We start from the raw sequence: 19063 nt of genomic DNA, 5'->3' as shown, positions 1-19063 counted from the left end.
GGCCCACTATTCAAAATGAGATGCTCTCCGTAAAAATTCAGTAAAAATAAGGATAGAGAAACCCAGGTTCGGGCTGGAGGTGGGTCACTCCTGAAAGCGATGGGGGAAAAAAGCAGACCCTCCGGGATATTGTTGAGGGTCTGTGGGGTCAGACTCCCGAATAGGTTATTATGGCTAAGTGTTTTCTGGGATCTTATTAAAAATTTATGGTTCTAGTCGAGTCGGACTCAATGGGTATCTGGGGACCTTAAAACCCGGGTTTTTAAATTGGGGATGCCTCCCTTCGTCATGGATGAGTCAGCTAGGCGGCAGGGAGCTAAAACTGCGCGGGATCACCCCGGGAAACGGCTTAAAATTCCTGTGGGAGAGGCCCCCAATCCAGATATAGTTAAAGTAGTCCGTACACTACTTTCAAGAGACAAGGCGATCGCCCTCTTATTTTTCCAGTTCTAAATCCCTATCATCCATTGAAGACCCAACCTCCCCCGGTGCAAGGACTACAGGAATCAGACCCTTGGATAGGCCCGTGAGCCAGATGCGATAAATTAGGGGTAGAAAACACCCAGTCTACTCTTAGTGCAACATCAGTGGAGGTTTATCCCAGGCTGCCGCATGATTTCAGCAGCAAAAGGCGCCGCTTCTCCTCCCTTGCCCATTGACAACAACAGCCAACCCCTAAACTTCTAAACTCCTAAAAGTACAAATTGGTTTATGTTTTTATGTTGTCTCTAAATAGTGTTTCGGACAGTATCCAGTCAATGCCAACTGTCTGGTCTATACTGTTCCCTAAAAGAGTCCCTAAAAGAATGTAATCGGTCATCTCTTGCTTCCATACAACCCGATTTATGAAAAACATCGATTTACCCCTGGCGTGTTTATAAGAGGATGGCCTAATGGATGAAAGATTTACCTCTCGTGATTCTGTACCCAACGTTGAAGAATTAATTCGCGCAACTCCATTTTTTAATGGATTACCGGACTCAGTTGTAGAACGTGCAACGGCGCATATTGTTAGCCGAACCCATCCCCCGAATCAAGTCATTTTGTTGGAAAATGACTGGGGAAGTTCAGTTTATTTTTTATTAGAGGGCTGGGTCAAAATTCGCACCTATAACTTGGATGGCAAGGAGGTCACCCTCAATATTTTAGGCTCCGGTGAAATCTTTGGCGAAATGGCCGCCTTGGATGAAGTGCCGCGATCGACCGATGTAATTACCTTGGCCCCTACCACAATTGGCAATCTCCCCGCCCAGGATTTTGTGCAGTTAATTCATACCGAACCCTTAGCGGGAATTCGGTTAGCCCAGTTGATGGCAAGACGCCTGCGCCAAGTCAACCGGCGATTGCGGTTGCGAGAATCTGATAGCACCTCTCGGGTAGCGGATATTATCTTGTTTTTAGCCGAGGGACAAGGAAAAGAATCTCCCGAAGGGATCGAAATTCCTAATTTACCCCATCGGGAATTAAGTAGTCTGAGTGGATTGGCTCGGGAAACGGTCACTCGGGTATTGAGTAAACTAGAGAAGAAGGGTTTGATTAAGCGCGATCGCGAGATCCTCTGTATCCCCGATCTCAACGCTCTGGAACGTCTCATGGTCTAGGACCCTTAATGAGTAAGCGCGATCGCCATTCCCTTGTTTAAGGGGCGATCGCACTCTTGACCCCATTCTCCACACCCAAATTCAACCGTTAACGCTTCACCCTAAATCGTTAACGGTTAACTGATTGGACACAATTTGATGGTTGATTTTGCAGACAGTAACCCGAATTCCTCTTCCAATTCTCCTAATCCCAGTCGCAATTCAGAACCCCTAGGTCCTCCCGATTCCTCGGGGCTACCGGACTCCCTCAATGAGGAGCTTTGGGAAACCCCAGCCCCTGTGCGTGCCTCTGCTCCCTCCGTTGCCCCCAGCCGACTCCCTAATAATGCCTTAATCCTGGTCGAAACCGCCTTTTTTGCGAGTACCGCCAGCTTGATTTGGCTAATCAATTATTACTTTCCTCTCGGTCCCGTTCTGCGGATTTTTTTTCCAGTCCCGATCGCCCTGGTTTACCTGCGCTGGGGGAATCGCGCCGCTTGGATGGGTGCTGTCGTCTCAGGTTTGTTGCTCTCTGTTCTCATGGGACCCACGCGCAGCATTCTCTTTGTGGTCCCGTTTGGTCTTCTGGGGGTCTTGCTCGGATGTCTCTGGAAGCGTCGCGCCAGTTGGGAAGTTGCCATCCTTCTGGGTTCTCTCCTCGGTGCTTTTGGCTTCTTCTTTCGCCTGTGGCTGTTAGGAATTCTCGTCGGGGAAGATCTGTGGGTTTACCTGACGATTCAAATTACCGAGATTGCAGACTGGCTATTTCTGAAGATGGGATTGCTGGTTCAGCCGAGTCTGTATGTAATTCAAGCCTTAGCTGCAATTTTGGTGTGGGTTCAGAATCTCATCTACCTCTTTGCGGTGCATTTAGCCGCCTCTCTCCTCCTGGAAAAAGTCGGAAATCCCATTCCACCCCCACCCCCTTGGGTACAAGTTTTACTGGATGAAGAATAAGCCGACCCCACCCTACAGAGTCCCGCCAGGGTGAGGCTATACTACTCCCCTAGATTAATATTCCACCCCACCCCCATCCCTAAAGTCTTCCCCTCTTTTGCCTCTCGTGATCCGAATTTACACACAGCTTGAACAGGGACAACAGTGGCTCGATCGCTATCGCGCACAGCAACCCCACTTTGCCTGCATTCTCGGCTTTACTGAAACGGGTTTAATTCCCGGAATTTCCGCTGCTGGTGCGACCCCACGCGATCGCCAATATACAGCGATCGCGGATGCAGAATTTCTCTACTCCGGTCCCCGTCCCCATCCCCAATATCCCCTCCCTCCTCTGCAAGCGGGAGCCTCGCCGGTCCTAATTTCTCGGGCTGTCTTAGAAGCTCAAGGCATTCCCCTGACTGTCTTTAATGCCGGTTTACCCCACCCCCCCGCAGTCCCTGCGGTGGAATTGGAGGGAACTCCCGCACGCTGTCTGAGTACCGGGAAGGCTTTGGAGGCGGCAACGGTGCAACGGTTATTTGAAGCGGGACTCCATTGGGGTCAGAAACTCGCCCAGGCGCATCCAGAGGGCTATGTGATTGTGGGGGAATGTGTCGTCGGTGGCACGACAACGGCTTTGTCGGTGTTGATGGATTTAGGCATTGATGCCGATGGTAAGGTGAATAGTTCTCATCCCCTGTGCAATCATCAGCAAAAGTTGGCCTTGGTACAGGCGGGTTTGGCAGAGGCTAACCGGAATCGCTCCCCTTTGAGGCAGATGGCGGGGGGAATCACGGGCTATAATTTAGACCCTTTAATGACGATCGCGGCAGTGGGAGACCCCATGCAAGCGGTAGCCGCAGGCATGGCGATCGCCGCCAGTCGTCTCTGTGGTGTGCTGTTGGCCGGTGGGACGCAAATGCTGGCGGTCTATGCTTTAATTCAGGCTGTGGCTTCTTATCATGCCCTCCCCTGGAATGGCGATCGCATTGTGGTCGGGACTACCCGCTGGGTTGCTGAAGACCCGACTGGAGACACGGTAGGACTCGCTCAAGCGGTCGGCCCTGTCCCCTTATTGGCCACTCAACTCAGTTTTGCCGATTCTCGTTATCCTCAACTGAGTGCTTATGAGCGCGGATTCGTCAAGGAAGGGGTGGGTGCCGGAGGTTGCGCGATCGCTGCACATCTTTACAAAAACTGGAATCAATCTCAACTCTTACAGGCCATTGAAGCGCTCACAATGCGGTATGCTCGCCTGAGTCTTTAACCGTTCGCCTCTGGTTGCGCTCTAAGAATGCACTGATACATTTACGCGACATTTATCCGGCTATTGCCGGACAATGCGACGATAGCACTATCACCCGTTAAGGTAACAGAGGCGGTATCCCGCAAAGCTTTTAGAAAGATTCCATGCATCACCGTTCCAGTCCCGTGGTAGAGTGAACCCGCACTCAGGACATCGGAACACTTTTGAGCCGCCCAACTTAGAGTGAACATGACCACAGTGGGTACAGGTTTTGCTGGTGTATTCTTCAGTCACATCCACAACTGTGGTTCCAGTTATCTCGGCTTGATGTCTCAGGGTTAGTTTAAATCGATAGTGCGCCCAAGTTAGCATTGCTCGGGCAGTCTTGGACCTGATTTTCCGCTTGGCCTTGGCAACCATTTGGGAAGTCTCGAAGGCGGGCAGAAAAATTAGGCTGTAGTTGCGAGTTAGGTAATGAGCAATTTGCTTATGGGCTTCATCCACCAAATTCCGGATTTTGGTTCTCATTCGTTGAGCCGCTTGTCTCATCCGTCGTCGCTTTGAACGGCTGGAATATGAGGCAATTCGGCTCATCAAATCATCCAAATGTTGGCATAGCCGAGTAATGCGTCCAATATCCCCGGAGCCAAATTCTAAGAATCGTGAGCCATCAAACCCGGTCATAAAAGTTCGGACACCCGGATCTAATGCAATTACTCCGGTGGATTTAGTTGGGTTCATGGCAACAGGTTCAGGAAATACCGCAAACCATCGCCCTTTGGTAAAGACTAATTGAGTTCCTTGGTCACAAGCATTGTCTATGGGTTCGCTCGCCGTGAAAGTTAATCCTTTGGTCAGTTTTGGATACCAACTTCCTGAAGAGAAATTGGCATCATTAAACTTAATCGTTTGAGAACTATCCCTGCAACTTCTAAACCGGGCATCAGGACTGGCAGTAAGAGCCAGATGGGCATCAAAGATAGCATTTTGCCGAATATGGCAGGGTGTTTCCTTAACCCATGCGGGTAATTCACCCTGCATCACTTCGTTGCGTAATTTCAACTTGCTTAGTCGTTTGCCACTCCTAGACATTGCAATTGCCTGGTTGTAGCAGTACCGACAAGCTGCCAGCCATTTGCGCCAGACTTTATTTAGCTCGGGACTGGGGTAAATCCGGATCTTCTTTGACCTGAGTTTTGTATTTACGCAGTCCGTAGAGTCGGGAACTGAAGCAGTGGAGAATGGCGAGGATGTCCTCAACCATTTCTCGTTCTGGACTGAGACTTGTCTCGTTGAGAACCATGAGTTCACACCTGTTCTGCTCACAGAGCCATCGAAACAAGTCAAATCCAAATCTTGCCAATCGGTCTTTGTGGGCAATGACAACCATGCGGACATCTCCTGACAAGACCTGTCCCAGTAAGGCCAGCATTTTTTTTCGTTTGAAGTTGAGTCCCCCTCCGATTTCTGAGATGATTTCGGCTTCGGGGTACAGGTTAGACAAGGCAGCAACCTGTCGGTTGAGGTCGGACTGCTGGGCGCGACTGCTGACTCTGGCATAGATAACGACTTTACGCTTGTCACTGCCTGATTTGGCAGCATAAGACTCAACGTTATATCGTCGTTGCCCAGCAGGAGTTCTGATGGTCTCGATTGAGCCATTTTCGTCCCATCTGCGGAGTGTTCTTTCATGGACGCCAAGGATTTGGGCCGCTTCCTTGGGCTTGACATATCTGGCAATAGGTTTATCCTCAACTCTTCTGGGTTATTATACCGCATTGCCCTAAGATATTCAACTAATCCTAGATTAAATCATACTCTTTTAGCCATGAGCTGTTCTTCTAACTCCGCTATCCGGTGGTAGGCAGCGGTTAATTGTGCAGTTAATCGCCGGATTTGAATCTCTGGGCTTAATTCTGAGTCAATATTATTTTGCACCGTTTTCTCACGTTCATTTCGGCCATTTTTCTCCTTGAGTACGTCTTTATGCTCTAACTCTTCCGACTCTTCTAAGGTGGTTGAGACTAAATTCCCGATCGCGTAAGCATACCGCTTTCGCAGCAGGGCTTCGGGGGACTCACTGGATGGGGGTGGTACGTTCAAACTCTGCTGTCCCAAACACAGAGAGATTTTTCTATTAAGCTGTTCGATGGTTTGATATAACTCATCTACTTTATGGTTTAAGACATACACCTGGTTTTGTAAGGATTCCATATTTAGACCCCTATTTTTAGGGCTGTATTTTTCTCCTCAATCTTAGATATAGTTTTGCCCAAAATAGGAATTCTTTTTAGATTATTTAATGTTTAAAGCTATTTCCCTCCAAACCCCAGTAAAATTTAGGTTTTGTTCCCTTGCTGTAACGACCTCTGATTTCACCCTTGCCCCTTGAAAACCGCCAATCCGGTTAGCGGGTCGCTAAGGGACTAAAGGCAGTTTTATGTTTAATCTCTCCCCGATGGAAAATCCATCCCAGGTTTGATGGCTCTCCCAAGTTGTCCAGATATATTAAGAAAAGTAACAAAATTGACAACAACTTTCCGGGTCCGATTGATAGGCTATCAATCCATCACCGGAGGAGGTAAAAACGCTGATGACTTCCATAAACCTAGCCCAATCGACCCAGGAATCCCTGATTGCGGATTTTTTCCAAAAATCCCAGGGCCGATGGCATTCCGATCGCCGGTACTACACCTTACCCGAGGGGAAAACCCTGGAAATGGTGAGCTTAATTACAGTACGGTTTTTAGAACCGGGGAGTCCAGAACTTATAGAACTGGCAAAGCTACACCAACTCCCGGAACAGAATGCTCTTACCTGCGGCAGTGAAGTCTCTTGGGAAAGTAGCGACTCGGTTTCCGGCAAAAAGAAATCTGCGGGCAGTACCCTGTTTGGCGCGAGAGAAAATATCCTCTATCGCGATCTGGGCTTTTTAACTCAAGACCCGGTACAAGCTACCTTTTACTTTGCCAATCCTCAAACTTTGTGCCTGAAAACTGAATATAATGGCTCGGTCTTCGAGGAAGAATTAAAACTGATTGGCGATCGCTACCGGACCCGACAAACCATCATCTCTCGGGCTGGAGAACAACAAACCATCGGTCAGTATTTAGAAAAACGCATCGAGGAATAGGATTTGACCGCTAAAATAAGAGAGAAGCGGGAAACGGGAAGCGGTTAATTTCTAACCCTTAGACCTGATGAAAGTCGTCCAGTTTCCCCTAGGGACGGGTGTGATTGAACAAAATCCTATTATTAAGCGTGTGAATCGAAGATCTTTTTTAGTGAGCCTCAGTACCCTAGCCGTTGCCCAGTTGTTGAGCGGATGTGGGACTGTTGATCGCCAAACTCTCAAAATTAGGCTGTTGAAAAGTTCCATTCCTGCCCAAGCAATGGGGGCATTCCGCAAGCAACTGGACAAGGGGGCGGTTTTAAACTTTTCCCCGGCGGAGCATTTAGACGAGTTGTTTCGACTCCTGCAACAGTGGAAAAAACCCCCATCCAACAACTCGGATCGCCGATGGAATCTGCCTGGGAGTAATGGGGATGCGGGACCTTCAAACTTGGCTGATTTGGTGACGTTAGGAAATTACTGGTTAGAACGCGCGATCGCCCAAAAACTGATTCTCCCCCTGGACCCCACCACCCTAGAGCAATGGGACAACCTCCCCTCCCAATGGCAAACCCTGGTCCGACGAAATGCTGCGGGAAAATTGGACCCCAAGGGTCAAGTGTGGGGCGCACCGTATCGGTGGGGAACTACGGTGATTGCCTATCGGGCAGATAAAGTCAAAAATTTAGGTTGGACTCCCCAAGATTGGAGTGATTTATGGCGTCCGGAACTGCGCGATCGCCTCTCCTTACTCGATAGTCCCCGGGAAGTGATTGGTTTAACCCTCAAAACCCTCGGTCACTCCTACAATCGCGATCGCCTTGCGGATCTCCCCGAACTCAAGGAAAAACTTCTCGCACTCCATCGCCAAGCTAGACTTTATAGTAACGATGCCTATCTCCAACCCTTACTCCTGGGGGATACTTGGGTCGCGGTAGGATGGTCCACGGATATCCTGGCAACCATGCAGCGCAATCCTAAAATTCGCGCCGTGGTTCCTCCCTCGGGAACGGCGTTATGGTCAGAATTGTGGGTCCGACCGGCAGGACCCAATCCGGTGAACACAGAAACACCACCCCCCGCCTCATCTTTGGCAAAACAATGGATTAATTTTTGCTGGAACCCGGAAATGGCGGTTCAGCTTTCTCAATTGGGTAAAGCTGTTTCTCCGATGTTGTTGAACCGGGACCGAGAAGAATTACCCCCCGCCTTACAAACTGATGGGATACTCTTACCCACTGCCGAGGCGATCGCCAAGAGCGAATTTATTGAACCCCTCACCCCAGAGATTGCGGAAACATATCAGGCCCTCTGGCGGGAAATCCGTCTGAGTTAAAGGTTGGAATGGCCCCAGGTTTACGGCGCTTGGCTGTCTAATTCCTCGGAATCCAACCACAAGTTGCAGGCGATCGGTTCGGAGGTACAGGTATAACTGCCCAAAAGTTTTTGCTGACGAGTAAACACCCGGATGTTGTACCCGTAATCCCTCCCCACTTGCCCGAAATGATTCAGAAACTCATAGCGTTGCAGGTAATCCAGCAAACCCCAGCTTTGACGGTTAACAATCACATCCACCGTGCCTGTATCCCCTCCATTCCGGGGGTAAGCTAACCAGTTCTCGACCAGTCTATAACCAAACTGTTCGTTAACCCACCATAAGGAAGGAACCGTTACCCCACTTTGGGAAATGGTGTAATTCGTGGTGATATTAAATTGGGCAGGATCGATTTCCGGTGGGATGGTTAGGAACTGTAAGGGGGGTTTTTCCGGAGGCATTTGCTGCAGTTCTAAAGGCGGTTGTTCGCGCTCGTCCGGTGGTACCATGTCCTCTACTGCTTCTAATGCTGGCGCGGGAGTTTGAGTTAACCCAACTCTCGTCCACAGGGGAATTAAAGCAACTAGGAGCAAAAAGAGGTAAAAACCCGCACCCGATGGGGTTGGGCTATACGGACAAAGCCTGCCGACGCCAGCTACTCCATGAAAACGACTTTTAATAACCGAATTTGGTATTAGGTGATTTTTAGCGCGTTCCGAAGTCATAATTTTAATTTTAAGTAGCTGCTAGTCTGAGGACACCGTAACGGTTAGAAACCGGGTTTCTTAACAAAATTTTGGATCTTTTCAGCTAATTTGGGCAAGAAACCGGGTTCCTGGTCCTTCGGTTCAATAGGTTTAACAAAAGTACCCTAGATTACCCCCATAATCGCCGACCGGATTTGCCTTTGAGGCGATCGTGAGTATCTGCTAAAAGTGCGGGGATATTCAGTTGTTCTGGACAGCGGGGTAAACAATCTCCACAGTCGGTACATCGATTTCCTTTCATGCCGGGAAACCAATGTCCGGCATTTTCAAACATGGAATATCGGTACTGACTATAATCGGTCATGGAGTAGGCAACGGCGAGATTTCTTAATCGTAAGATTTCGGGAATATTAATGGTTTCCGGACAAGGCAAACAGGCATAACATTGACTGCATTGATCTGAACCTAAAACTTCGTTGGAATGGGTTTCTAGGCGGTTGATGGTGTCTTGGGGGATGGGTATAAGTTGGCTCTCATCCGGGTCTAGGGGATTGTTCAGAAGGGACAGGCGATCGAGCAGGGTGAGTTCTTGGGGGTTGGCGGCACCAAAACTTAAGGTGGTGATGCGCGGGTCGCTTAACAAGAACTGATAGTTAAATTCTAGGGGGGTTAAGGGATGACAGAGTTGGGAAAGTTGCTCGGGTGGGGTATGTAGTTTTCCCCCTTTGTCGGCGGGGGAAATAATAAAAATGCCTAAATCTTTTTGATGGGCTAGGGCAAGAGCCGCAGCATTGCGCTGGAAGAAATAGTAATAATGCAGATTGATAAATTCAAATAAATCGGTGTTAAGGGTTGCTAAAATTAAGTCTAAGCTGCCATGAGTCGAAAATCCGAGATGTCGAACTCGGCGATCGCGCAGTGCTTGGTTAATCCCCTGCATTCCGCCCTGAGCATTTAACACCCACTCTAAATGTTCGTGAGTATTGATGCCATGAATGGTCAACCCATCCAGATAATTAACATTCAGCCGGTCTAACGATTCATCAATGCACCGTTCAACTTCATCCGCATTCCCTGAAGGAGGGAGTTTAGTTGTGATGTACAACTGTTCTCGGCACTGGGGGGAGTTCGGGTGTAACAGTTCCCTCAGGGCTAGTCCGAGATATTCTTCACTGTTGCCATATCCTCGGGCGGTTTCGAGATGGTTGATTCCCCGTTTTACCGCTGCTTGCACCGTGGCGATCGCATTTTCCGGGGAAGCCAAATATCGCATCGTTCCCAGGGAAAAAACCGAGAGATGTAAATTGGTTTTTCCAAATCGGCGGTAGTACACGATTTACATTTTCTCCTCATATTTCGTTCCTGAGAGGGAGGCCGGGAGTTGAGAGATTAGAATGCACAGATCACCAAGTTTCTCTTGATTCTTAATTCTTGATTTCCCTTGCTTCCAACTCCCCAGGAACGCTCTACGACTCTTGAACTTCTCCACTACCCGAACCAAATTCCTTACGTTGTATGAAATCTTCCGGGCTAATGTTAGAAACAAAATCACGGAATGCTTGTCGTTCTGCTTCATCTGCTTCTCGATCCACGGGAATCGAGGCATCCGCCACCACTTCTTCCATCACCCAAATCGGGCTATTGGTCCGCAGTGCTAAGGCGATCGCATCCGAAGGACGGGCGTCAATCTCCTTAAGCGCTTCTCCATGACGAAGCTTCAGGACTGCATAGAACGTATTGTCTTGTAAAGTATGAATAATAATCCGGTCTAAACTGATCTCATATTCTTCTAGGATATTCACCATGAGATCGTGGGTCAAGGGCCTAGGCGGTTTTTGGCTTTCGAGGGCGCTAATAATTGACCTAGCTTGGTCTTGGCCTATATAGATCGGCAGAGCTCGTCGATCTCCGGCGTCTCTGAGCAGCACTATGGGACTCCTTGTTGCTGCATCCAATGCAATTCCAGCGACTTTCATCTCAATCATCGGCTCGGCCTCTTTAGAACACGCTATGGGGGATAATGAACTCGGCACCTCTTTTGTAAGTCTCTTTCTCCGGTTTCAGGCAGGTCCATGCTTCACTATAACGTTAAGGCAAAACCTTTAGGTTCAACCAGAAGTGCAGTCTCATGGTACCTCCCTTCAGATCAGCCACGGTGCTTTTTTACCTTTATAAATTCCAGTATGCCTCCTTCTTTGCTTCCTTAGCTCCCTCTTATGCCAGGAATTTAATAAAAAATTTGACAGGACACTGGCAAAAATGGTAAGGACCTGTCGATAATTTATGCAATTTCAAGGAAAAAGCCATGTTTACCGGATTAATTCAGGGGTTAGGCACCATTGAGGCGATCGGGACAGAAAATCTCAAAATTTCCTGTCATTCGGGCGCTGAGGTGGTGCTTTCGGATTTAGAATTAGGGGATAGCGTCGCCGTCGATGGGGTATGTTTAACCGTCGTCGAGATTTTACCCCGAGGTTTTGTGGCGATCGCCTCCCCGGAAACCCTCGATCGCACCACCCTCGGGACTGTCTCCCATACCTACGTCAATCTCGAAACCTCTTTGCGCGTTGGCAGCAAATTAGGCGGCCATTTTGTCACAGGTCATGTGGATGCGATCGGCTGTCTGCAACAGTCCATCCAAACCGCTAGTTCCTGGGAAATGACTTTTACTGCACCCCCCTCTTCCCAACAGCTATGGCAGCGCCAAATTGCCCCTTATATCGTTCCCAAAGGGAGCATTGCTGTCAATGGCATCAGTCTCACCATCGCCCACTGTGATGAACAAGGCACTTACTTTACCGCTGCCGTCATCCCCCACAGCTATGCCGAAACTAACCTCCGCTATCTCCAACTCGGTCACTGGGTTAATTTAGAAGCCGATATTTTAGGTAAATATGTCGGTAAATTCATCCGTTCAAGTTTCGGTTCTGCTGTGTCTGACATCCCCTTTGATGATGTCACTCCCTCCCTTTCCAGTTTGGAGCAGATTTCCCCCTCTTTTCTGGCAGAACATGGCTATCTTTAATTAATTTTAAAGTTCAATATCACCCCGGCGCATTTTTTTTTCATTGCGGGGTTGCATTTGTTTCGGGAGTTTGATATATTATGTTATAATGGAAATATACTCAAAAATTTTATTTCAGTCAAAGTTCCCATTATTACATAATAGAGCATCGGGTGCAACAATACAAGCCCTGATGCCTATTTTTTTTTAGCCGACGCTGTAAAGAATTCTTAAGCCAAAACGAGTCGTTCCCCAGTTTGTAGTAACGAATAACCTCAGTTGTTCTCGGGAGTTTTAGGGAAAATAAACCCAGTTCCCAATGGGGCGATCGCCTAAAAAAACAGCGATCGCAAACCCCAGTTTGGAGTAACCACCGGCTGTCGTTACTCCAAACAAAAGAGGGTTACTCCGCAGCGGGAATAGTCACCTCTAAGGTGACTGGAACCGGAGGGAGGGGGACTGGGGGGGCGCTAGGAACATCCAGTAAGGTTGTTGAAGCCGTTTCCAGATTGATGGGAGAGTTCAACAAGGCCAGGGGGGGCGGGGGTGCAGGCATCTCTAAAGACGGTAGAGTCGTGAGCATGGAGTTCTCCGAAGCAGGAGTGGCTATTTGGGGGGCCGTCTCTAAAGAGCGAATGAATTGTGCTAGAGCATATTCCATTTGAGTGCCTGGATCCATTGCCCTCCACCCTTCAGGAGTTAACTCGCGCAGTTCAAAATGGAGGTGAGGGCCCGTGGAGTTTCCGGTACTGCCGACTTCTCCAATGACTTGACCCTGTTCCACAACTTCTCCGGGTTGGACAAAGATATTGGAGAGGTGAGCATACAGAGTTTCCAGGGTGGAATTCTGGTGTTGCAGGACCACAGTTTGACCATACCCTCCCATCCAATCGGCAATGGAGACGGTCCCGCTATAGGCAGCGACAACGGGAGTTCCAGTCGGTGCACCGAAGTCCATACCGGAGTGGAAACGGCTATCTCCAAAAATTGGATGGTTCCGCCAGCCAAATAAGGAGGTAATTTCCGCCGGAATTGCCAGGGGGAAGATCATGTTAGTGTTGCCGTTCCCCTGACGACCCGAGGACCGTCCCAGGCGTTTCCAGTCAAAGTTACGGGCAGCGGCTTTGGTGCGATAGTGGATGCCGTCAATGTCAGCTTGAACGGAGGCGTCCGGGTAGACAGGGCTAGTCCTAACTGGGACTTGGGACAGTGTGGCGTAGGAGGCTTCGGGTTCTGGATAGTAAACGGGTTCAGGTTGTGCAGAGGAAGCGCCCACTGGAGCAGCGATCGCCGGGGGTTCCAGGGGTTGTAAGGCGGGACTGTAAAGGTTCGCCTGTTGGGCTTGCTGAATGGATGCCGGAACCGGTAGCTGATCCTCGGCGTAACGATGCTCTTCCATCTCCTGAGATGCTTGGGGGAGGGGTTTTTCAACCCAGGCCCCCTCTTCTACGACTTCCGGTGGAGGGGGTGCGATCGCACTGGAGGAGTCCGACTCTTCCGGTGTCTGTGTCGCTACGGCACTCGCTTCAGCAGCGGGGGCATTATTGGGGGAGGGGAGACTATACTCCGTGGGATCGACGTAAAGATTGCTTTGGTGGATGTTTTGGAGGGTTGGTTCCCCGTTGGCTGTTTCCGGGGTCGGGTAATCTTCCGGTGGGGCGATCGCCTCTCGTCTGTATCCTCCAATCGGGTCCGGTTGCGCCATCAGGGTCTGCTCGGCTGAGTCCGATTCAGGAGACCAAGGGCTCACCCCGGCACTATCTAAGGGGTCTGGAGAGGCATCCTCGGCAAACTCAGGGTCAGCAGGGGTTTTCTCAACCCGTTCCGAAGCTGGATAATCAGCACCTTGTAAGGGTTGTAAGAGTTTCGCGCCCGTGGAGACTTCCGGTTCCGAGGGCCGTGATTCAATGGGCGGGGGGGCCATTTCAGCTTGACCAAAAGGGTCTGCTGCATCCGATGGAGTCTGCGCATTAGCATCTGTGTCTCCACCGATCACGCTGAGGGAGGGAATCAACGCGAGTCCCTGCACCAGGAGAGAAACCTGACAAATAATACTTAAAGGAGTGCGGGAAAATTGATTTCGCTGGCTCATTTTAATTCGCTCTTCGCTATAGATTCCTAGAAGGATTAACGGTTTCAAAGCAGGGTTCTACACAGCAAACACCGCGCAGTTAGGCCCTGAGAATGGGATACCCCTGGTTAATTGTACCGGGCATCAACTCAATTTCTTCGGTAGTAGAAGCACTTGTAAAAGTACAGTTAGGATCGGGTACCGGCGATCGGTTCAGACGAACGCGCAGTTCTCCGGTATTGCTGACGCCTAGGACAATCCCTGCCGAACCTTCTACGGCAAGGGGTTGACCGATGCCCACCATCAGGTTTTGGTAGGATGGCAGTAAAGTCCCTACTCCTTTCTCATTAAACGTTTGATATCCGGAGGCGACGGCCCACAGGGTTAGGGCGGCCAACATTTCCAGAGAGGTGATCCCAGGATCAGGGCGATCGCCAAGGAAGGTTTGGAGATTAATCCCGGTTTCGGGGACTGGGTTGGACCAATTAATGCCCACTCCGACGACTGCTTTAGTAATTTGTCCCTGATGGATTTTGGTTTCGGTGAGGATGCCCCCCAATTTGTAGCCCTCCAGAATCAAGTCGTTAGGCCATTTTAGGCTGACTGGGATATTGTAGGCGCGCAACGTGGTTGCCAGTCCCCAAGCGCTACAAAGGGTCAGCAGTAGTGCATCCCGAGCATTGAGGTTCGGGGTTAGGGCTAGGGAGAGATAAAGACCCCCCGGTGATGAGTCCCACTGGCGTCCGCGCTGTCCTTTTCCCGCAGTTTGACGGGTGGCGATGACTACCGTTCCAGGGGGTGCACCGGCAGCTAGGAGGGTCCAAAGGGTTTCATTGGTGGAGGAGACTTGCTCCAAGATGTGGATAGAAAAGTCAAGGGATGAGGGAGACAAGGACGGTAATGAGGCGAAACCTCCGTCACTCATTCCAGGATTAACCGGGTGCTGCGATCGCAGACACCGCAGAATATTTTCTATGCAGTCTTGATTCAGGCCCACAGGAGCGGTTCGCATAAAGAGTCCGTGGTCTAAGGTAGCATAAAATGCGAATACAGGCTGAAAATTTTTGGGATTTTTTCCAGTTGGGATTGTAGTCTGAGGCGGTCGCTCCTCCCCTGAATCACTCCTTGATTAATTATTTATCTTCAAACCAAAGATGCATACTTGGCGCTGGCGGAATTGGAACGGACTGCCCTATTTGACTTGTAGTTTACTGGAACCTTGGGCTCACGGGTTTTTTACTCAGCAATTTTGGCCGCGATCGCCCGAGGAGTTGGTGGAGGTGTTGCAACCCACCGCCTCGGTGTATCGCGTCAAACAGGTGCATGGGAATGTGGTGTTAAGTACCCAGACTTTGACCCCCCAGGTTCGGGAAGAAGGGTTAGAAGAGGATACACCACAGAAACCAGAGGCGGATGGGTTGATGAGTGCAGGGTCCAAGGAGGCAATCTGGGTTTGTAGTGCAGATTGTTCGCCGGTATTGATTGGGGATATGCAAACGGGACAGGTGGCGGCGTTGCATTCGGGATGGCGAGGAACTGCGACAAATATCGTGGCGGTGGCGATCGCCCAAATGGTGAACCAAGGGAGTCAGTTAGAGCAATTACGAGTGGCGATCGGGCCCGCCATTTCCGGCCCAGTGTATCAAGTCAACACCGAAGTTGCCATCCAAACCTGTGCCAGTCTCGTTGATTTAGACAATCCTGAAGACATTTTAAAAACTATTCAAGACTTCGATAATTCCCCCATCTTACCTGATTCCGAACCCGGAAAAGCACGGCTAGATGTCCGAAGAACCATTGAGTTACAGTTAGAGCAATTGGGGATAACTTCCGAACAAGTTGCCATTTCCCCCCATTGCACCTATCAAGACCCCGAAAACTTCTTTTCCTACCGTCGAGACGGACTCAAAAAAGTCCAATGGTCAGGAATTATTTCACAGTAATTCAGTTTTTTTTGACTTGTGACCTAGGATTGTACTCCACCAAAGCCTACAAAAAACTGTCCCCGAACTGACGCTTTCTTGGGATAGGTAATCTGAAATGGAGGGGCATATTTTGTGAATTGCCCCTCCAGCGATAGAGGTTCTGCATCAACTTTGAACCTCAATACATGGAATAATTTTTCTCAGTCGTGTTAGCCTCTCCCCCCGATTCGACTGACTCGAATTAATCCACAGGGTTTTACTCTTAGAGGTTAGAGAATAATATCGGTAATCTATGCTATAATTTTGATTTTTCAACCTAAAATTGCAAAACCATGAGAATTGATGAATTAATTATCTATAATTTTAAAAAGTTTTCCTATTATAAGTTAAAACTTCATCCCCAATTCACCCTACTCATAGGCGACAATGGGACGGGTAAAACCAGCCTATTAGATGCATTGGCAATTGCGGCTGGCGTATGGCTGGTCAATCCACCGGATAGCACTCTTTCTCATAGCAAAAGGAATATATTGCGGAATGAGATTCGCTTGCAAGCTATAAAAGCAGCGGGAGTTACCCTATTTATTGAATATAAACCCGTTGAAGTTAAAGCCCTAGGATATATTAATGATTGTTCCTATGAATGGTGTAGAAAAATTTACTCAAACGGTTCTCGAACATCAAATGCAGAAGCCAAACAAGTTATAGATTTTATTAGCAGCCTTTTTAAAAGAGATCAATTAGGCGAAATGATTTGGTTCCCGGTGATTGGTTATTATGGAGCGGGTCGAACTTGGCTACCTTCTAACACGAAGCGCAAAACCGCAAAATTGGAGCAAGAGATTTCTCGCAGATGGGATGCTTTTTATGAGTGCTTTGAAGAACGAATTAGACTGGCTGACTTGCAAACTTGGTTCCAGAAAGAGGCGATCGCAGCTTTACAGCGTGGAAAAATGCGCCCTAGCTATGATGTTGTTAAATGGGCCATTTTACGCTGCATTCCTGGAGCGGATGACCTTTGGTTTGATGGCGATCGGGCTGAAATCGTCGTTTCTTTGGAAAATGAACCCATCCCCTTCAGCAACCTCAGTGCAGGACAAAAAATGATGGTTGCTCTAATTGCTGATATTGCCATCAAAGTCGTCAACCAAAATACTAAATTTTTGTCCGAAGTCGTGGACCCTAATCCCGAAATAATTCCCCCTATTCTGCAACAAACACCGGGGTTAGTCCTGATTGATGAGATTGATGTGCATCTCCACCCTAAATGGCAGCGGCGGGTTGTTAATGACCTGAAAACCACCTTTCCTTCTATTCAATTTGTTTGCACCACCCATTCCCCCCAAGTTATTGGTCAAATTGAACCGGAATGTCTACGGATTCTCTATGAAGACAATACAGGTAAAATCTGTACCATTACCCCTAAGCAAGGATTAGGAATGGATAGCTCATGGATTTTACAAAATCTCATGGGAGCCTCAGCCAGAGATATTAAAATCGAAGAGGATTTAGAGCAAATATTTGATACAATTGATGCCGAGAACTATTCCCAAGCTAGAGAACTGATTCAAACCCTCAACCAAAAAGTGGGGGACTTTCCTGAACTGCAAGAAGCTACTTCATTTTTAGATAGACTTGAACTCTTAAAAGACTATGAAACGGATTAGAAAAACCCATCCCCCTAGAGAATTTTTAGAGTGGCTCAAGGAAAATGAAGGGCTAGACTGTAGTTATGCAGCACTCCAAGGAAAAGAAGCACATACAGTTTTAAAAAATCATCTGTTAAAAGAACAGGGATTTCTTTGTGCTTATACCGGGGTAAGCATATCTGAGGAAGATTCTCATATTGAACATATTAAGCCTCAATCCGTATGTAGAACAGTCCCCAATCCAGGAAAGACCTATTTAGAGGATGTTGAATATCGCAATATGGTCGCTTGCTTCCCAAAAGATGGCGGCGATGTCTCTCATGGTTATGGTGCGCCAATCAAAGGAGGATGGTGGAATGAGGAACAATTTGTTTCACCCTGTCAAGAAGATTGTGAAAGAAGATTTATCTATGGATGGGGTGGTAAAGTTTCTCCCTCTCAGGAGAATGACACGGCTGCTAATACAACGATTGATATCCTAGAATTAAATGCTAACCCGTTACAAAAAAGGCGTTACAGAGCAATTGTGGGTTTCTTTGGCTTTAGCAGTAAACGCAAAACGAAGGAACTAAGTCAGCGAGAGGCTAAAGCGCTATTGACAATTATTGACAAGCCTAATTCAGGGGGGAAACTTCAAGAATTTTGCTTTGTTTTTGAGCAACTTTTGCCTCGATATATCCAGTAAAAAATTATCACTTGTGCTGTGCCGTAAAATTAAGAGGTTATAAATTCACCAAGGTAAACGAGTTCCATCCCAGGAGAAAAACTCCCCTGTATCGGTTTGTTCTAGGTTCTCTAAAACACTCCAGAGTTGAGAGACGGTTTTTTCTATGGAGAATAATTTTTCTGGGGGGACGTTGCGCTGGAAGGGTTTGGATAAGCGGGTGTCGGTGGTGCCGGGATGGAGGGTGATGACGATCGCATTTGCACCTTTGCGGGGGTATTCGATCGCCACAGTTTTCATGAGCATATTTAAAGCAGCTTTTGAGGCGCGATATCCATACCAACCCCCGAGTTTATTGTCGCCGATGCTGCCAACTTTGGCGGAAATGGTGGCGAAAATACTGCGCTGATTATGTTGCAATAGGGGGAGTAAGTGTTTAGCTAATAAGACGGCCCCGATGCTATTGACTTGAAAGTACCGCATTAAGTTTTCTGAGTTGATTTGCCTCAAACTTTTTTCCGGTTGCAAGGTGGAATCATGTAACAATCCGACGCAATTAATGACGAAATGGAGGGAATCGGTATGTTGCTGAATTTGAGCCGTTGCCTCTTGAATTTGTATTTCGTCAGTGATGTCCATTGGTATGCAAATTAGCCGATCGCAATGTTGGTGACTCAGGGTTAATAATTCGGCGGCAGTGTCGGGATGGCGATAGCTGGCAAAAACGGTAGAAATACTCGGGGTTTCTAAGCATTTCTTCACAAACCCCAGTCCGATTCCTTGACTGGCACCAATAATCAAAGCATTCTGGGATTGATTCATAGTTGAGTTCATCGGATGGGTATTATTAATAT

Annotated in this window: 17 protein-coding genes and 1 pseudogene; 9 read left to right on the top strand and 9 right to left on the bottom strand. The window is 48.4% G+C overall.

Going from position 1 to position 19063, the window contains the following annotated elements; genetic code table 11:
* Positions 1 to 893 precede the first annotated feature (893 nt).
* The 3 genes from NG792_RS07345 (at position 894) to cobT (ending at position 3783) form a co-directional block, all read left to right on the top strand.
* A complete protein-coding gene (locus NG792_RS07345) occupies positions 894 to 1601 on the top strand; it encodes a Crp/Fnr family transcriptional regulator (RefSeq protein ID WP_261196690.1) in 708 nt (235 codons plus the stop codon).
* A gap of 138 nt (positions 1602 to 1739) precedes the next feature.
* Positions 1740 to 2537, top strand: a complete 798-nt coding sequence (locus NG792_RS07340; RefSeq protein ID WP_261196689.1) for a DUF2232 domain-containing protein — start codon at positions 1740 to 1742, stop codon at positions 2535 to 2537.
* A 106-nt stretch (positions 2538 to 2643) separates the two neighbouring features.
* Positions 2644 to 3783, top strand: coding sequence for a nicotinate mononucleotide-dependent phosphoribosyltransferase CobT (cobT, locus tag NG792_RS07335; protein ID WP_261196688.1), 1140 nt, complete (start codon positions 2644 to 2646; stop codon positions 3781 to 3783).
* A 41-nt stretch (positions 3784 to 3824) separates the two neighbouring features.
* Here the strand turns inward: cobT and NG792_RS07330 are convergent.
* From NG792_RS07330 to NG792_RS07320, 3 genes and pseudogenes are all read right to left on the bottom strand, one after another.
* Positions 3825 to 4893 (bottom strand): annotated as a pseudogene (locus tag NG792_RS07330) (RNA-guided endonuclease InsQ/TnpB family protein).
* Between the two features lie 16 nt (positions 4894 to 4909).
* Positions 4910 to 5503 carry an IS607 family transposase gene (locus NG792_RS07325; protein WP_261234994.1) on the bottom strand — a complete coding sequence of 198 codons (594 nt, stop codon included), beginning with the start codon at positions 5501 to 5503 and terminating at the stop codon, positions 4910 to 4912.
* Between the two features lie 71 nt (positions 5504 to 5574).
* A complete protein-coding gene (locus tag NG792_RS07320; protein WP_261196687.1) occupies positions 5575 to 5976 on the bottom strand; it encodes a hypothetical protein in 402 nt (133 codons plus the stop codon).
* A 379-nt stretch (positions 5977 to 6355) separates the two neighbouring features.
* Between NG792_RS07320 and NG792_RS07315 the strand changes: the two genes are divergently transcribed.
* Positions 6356 to 6895 carry a phycobiliprotein lyase gene (locus NG792_RS07315; protein WP_261234969.1) on the top strand — a complete coding sequence of 180 codons (540 nt, stop codon included), beginning with the start codon at positions 6356 to 6358 and terminating at the stop codon, positions 6893 to 6895.
* 130 nt (positions 6896 to 7025) lie between these two features.
* Positions 7026 to 8210 carry an extracellular solute-binding protein gene (locus NG792_RS07310; protein WP_261234968.1) on the top strand — a complete coding sequence of 395 codons (1185 nt, stop codon included), beginning with the start codon at positions 7026 to 7028 and terminating at the stop codon, positions 8208 to 8210.
* A 20-nt stretch (positions 8211 to 8230) separates the two neighbouring features.
* Here NG792_RS07310 and NG792_RS07305 read toward each other — a convergent pair whose 3' ends face one another.
* The 3 genes from NG792_RS07305 to NG792_RS07295 form a co-directional block, all read right to left on the bottom strand.
* Positions 8231 to 8914 carry a hypothetical protein gene (locus NG792_RS07305; protein ID WP_261196684.1) on the bottom strand — a complete coding sequence of 228 codons (684 nt, stop codon included), beginning with the start codon at positions 8912 to 8914 and terminating at the stop codon, positions 8231 to 8233.
* A gap of 151 nt (positions 8915 to 9065) precedes the next feature.
* On the bottom strand, positions 9066 to 10229 hold the full coding sequence (locus NG792_RS07300) for an aldo/keto reductase (RefSeq protein ID WP_261234967.1): 1164 nt from the start codon (positions 10227 to 10229) through the stop codon (positions 9066 to 9068).
* 133 nt (positions 10230 to 10362) lie between these two features.
* The gene (locus NG792_RS07295) at positions 10363 to 10881 is read right to left on the bottom strand and encodes a bifunctional nuclease family protein (protein WP_261196681.1); all 519 of its coding nucleotides are present in this window, start codon (positions 10879 to 10881) and stop codon (positions 10363 to 10365) included.
* A gap of 320 nt (positions 10882 to 11201) precedes the next feature.
* On the opposite strand from NG792_RS07295, the gene NG792_RS07290 reads away from it, so the two are divergent.
* A complete protein-coding gene (locus NG792_RS07290) occupies positions 11202 to 11921 on the top strand; it encodes a riboflavin synthase (RefSeq protein WP_261196680.1) in 720 nt (239 codons plus the stop codon).
* Between the two features lie 382 nt (positions 11922 to 12303).
* Here the strand turns inward: NG792_RS07290 and NG792_RS07285 are convergent, their stop codons facing one another.
* Together NG792_RS07285 and NG792_RS07280 are read right to left on the bottom strand one after the other, a co-directional pair.
* On the bottom strand, positions 12304 to 13992 hold the full coding sequence (locus NG792_RS07285; protein WP_261234966.1) for a M23 family metallopeptidase: 1689 nt from the start codon (positions 13990 to 13992) through the stop codon (positions 12304 to 12306).
* Positions 13993 to 14071: 79 nt separating this feature from the next.
* Complete coding sequence (locus NG792_RS07280; RefSeq protein WP_261196678.1) at positions 14072 to 14983, bottom strand: biotin--[acetyl-CoA-carboxylase] ligase; 912 nt, start codon at positions 14981 to 14983, stop codon at positions 14072 to 14074.
* A gap of 142 nt (positions 14984 to 15125) precedes the next feature.
* Between NG792_RS07280 and pgeF the strand changes: the two genes are divergently transcribed.
* The 3 genes from pgeF (at position 15126) to NG792_RS07265 (ending at position 18230) form a co-directional block, all read left to right on the top strand.
* The gene (gene pgeF / locus NG792_RS07275) at positions 15126 to 15914 is read left to right on the top strand and encodes a peptidoglycan editing factor PgeF (protein ID WP_261234965.1); all 789 of its coding nucleotides are present in this window, start codon (positions 15126 to 15128) and stop codon (positions 15912 to 15914) included.
* Positions 15915 to 16228: 314 nt separating this feature from the next.
* Positions 16229 to 17563, top strand: a complete 1335-nt coding sequence (locus tag NG792_RS07270; protein ID WP_261234964.1) for an AAA family ATPase — start codon at positions 16229 to 16231, stop codon at positions 17561 to 17563.
* On the top strand, positions 17550 to 18230 hold the full coding sequence (locus tag NG792_RS07265; RefSeq protein ID WP_261196675.1) for a retron system putative HNH endonuclease: 681 nt from the start codon (positions 17550 to 17552) through the stop codon (positions 18228 to 18230). The genes NG792_RS07270 and NG792_RS07265 overlap by 14 nt, the downstream gene beginning before the upstream one ends.
* A gap of 45 nt (positions 18231 to 18275) precedes the next feature.
* Here the strand turns inward: NG792_RS07265 and NG792_RS07260 are convergent, their stop codons facing one another.
* Positions 18276 to 19031: an SDR family NAD(P)-dependent oxidoreductase gene (locus NG792_RS07260; RefSeq protein WP_261234963.1), complete on the bottom strand. Its 756-nt coding sequence runs from the start codon at positions 19029 to 19031 to the stop codon at positions 18276 to 18278.
* Positions 19032 to 19063 lie beyond the last annotated feature (32 nt).

Origin of the sequence: Laspinema olomoucense D3b (genome assembly GCF_025370785.1) — a bacterium.
In the GTDB taxonomy this organism is placed as follows: Bacteria; Cyanobacteriota; Cyanobacteriia; order Cyanobacteriales; family Laspinemataceae; genus Laspinema; species Laspinema olomoucense.
This window is presented reverse-complemented; position numbering and strand designations above follow the sequence as displayed.

Coding starts and splice junctions, on each gene's coding strand:
- NG792_RS07345 (WP_261196690.1), top strand. CDS start 894: ATGGATGAAAGATTTACCTCTCGTGATTCTGTACCCAACGTTGAAGAA.
- NG792_RS07340 (WP_261196689.1), top strand. CDS start 1,740: ATGGTTGATTTTGCAGACAGTAACCCGAATTCCTCTTCCAATTCTCCT.
- NG792_RS07320 (WP_261196687.1), bottom strand. CDS start 5,976: ATGGAATCCTTACAAAACCAGGTGTATGTCTTAAACCATAAAGTAGAT.
- NG792_RS07315 (WP_261234969.1), top strand. CDS start 6,356: ATGACTTCCATAAACCTAGCCCAATCGACCCAGGAATCCCTGATTGCG.
- NG792_RS07305 (WP_261196684.1), bottom strand. CDS start 8,914: ATGACTTCGGAACGCGCTAAAAATCACCTAATACCAAATTCGGTTATT.
- NG792_RS07295 (WP_261196681.1), bottom strand. CDS start 10,881: ATGATTGAGATGAAAGTCGCTGGAATTGCATTGGATGCAGCAACAAGG.
- NG792_RS07290 (WP_261196680.1), top strand. CDS start 11,202: ATGTTTACCGGATTAATTCAGGGGTTAGGCACCATTGAGGCGATCGGG.
- NG792_RS07285 (WP_261234966.1), bottom strand. CDS start 13,992: ATGAGCCAGCGAAATCAATTTTCCCGCACTCCTTTAAGTATTATTTGT.
- NG792_RS07280 (WP_261196678.1), bottom strand. CDS start 14,983: ATGCGAACCGCTCCTGTGGGCCTGAATCAAGACTGCATAGAAAATATT.
- pgeF (WP_261234965.1), top strand. CDS start 15,126: ATGCATACTTGGCGCTGGCGGAATTGGAACGGACTGCCCTATTTGACT.
- NG792_RS07270 (WP_261234964.1), top strand. CDS start 16,229: ATGAGAATTGATGAATTAATTATCTATAATTTTAAAAAGTTTTCCTAT.
- NG792_RS07265 (WP_261196675.1), top strand. CDS start 17,550: ATGAAACGGATTAGAAAAACCCATCCCCCTAGAGAATTTTTAGAGTGG.
- NG792_RS07260 (WP_261234963.1), bottom strand. CDS start 19,031: ATGAATCAATCCCAGAATGCTTTGATTATTGGTGCCAGTCAAGGAATC.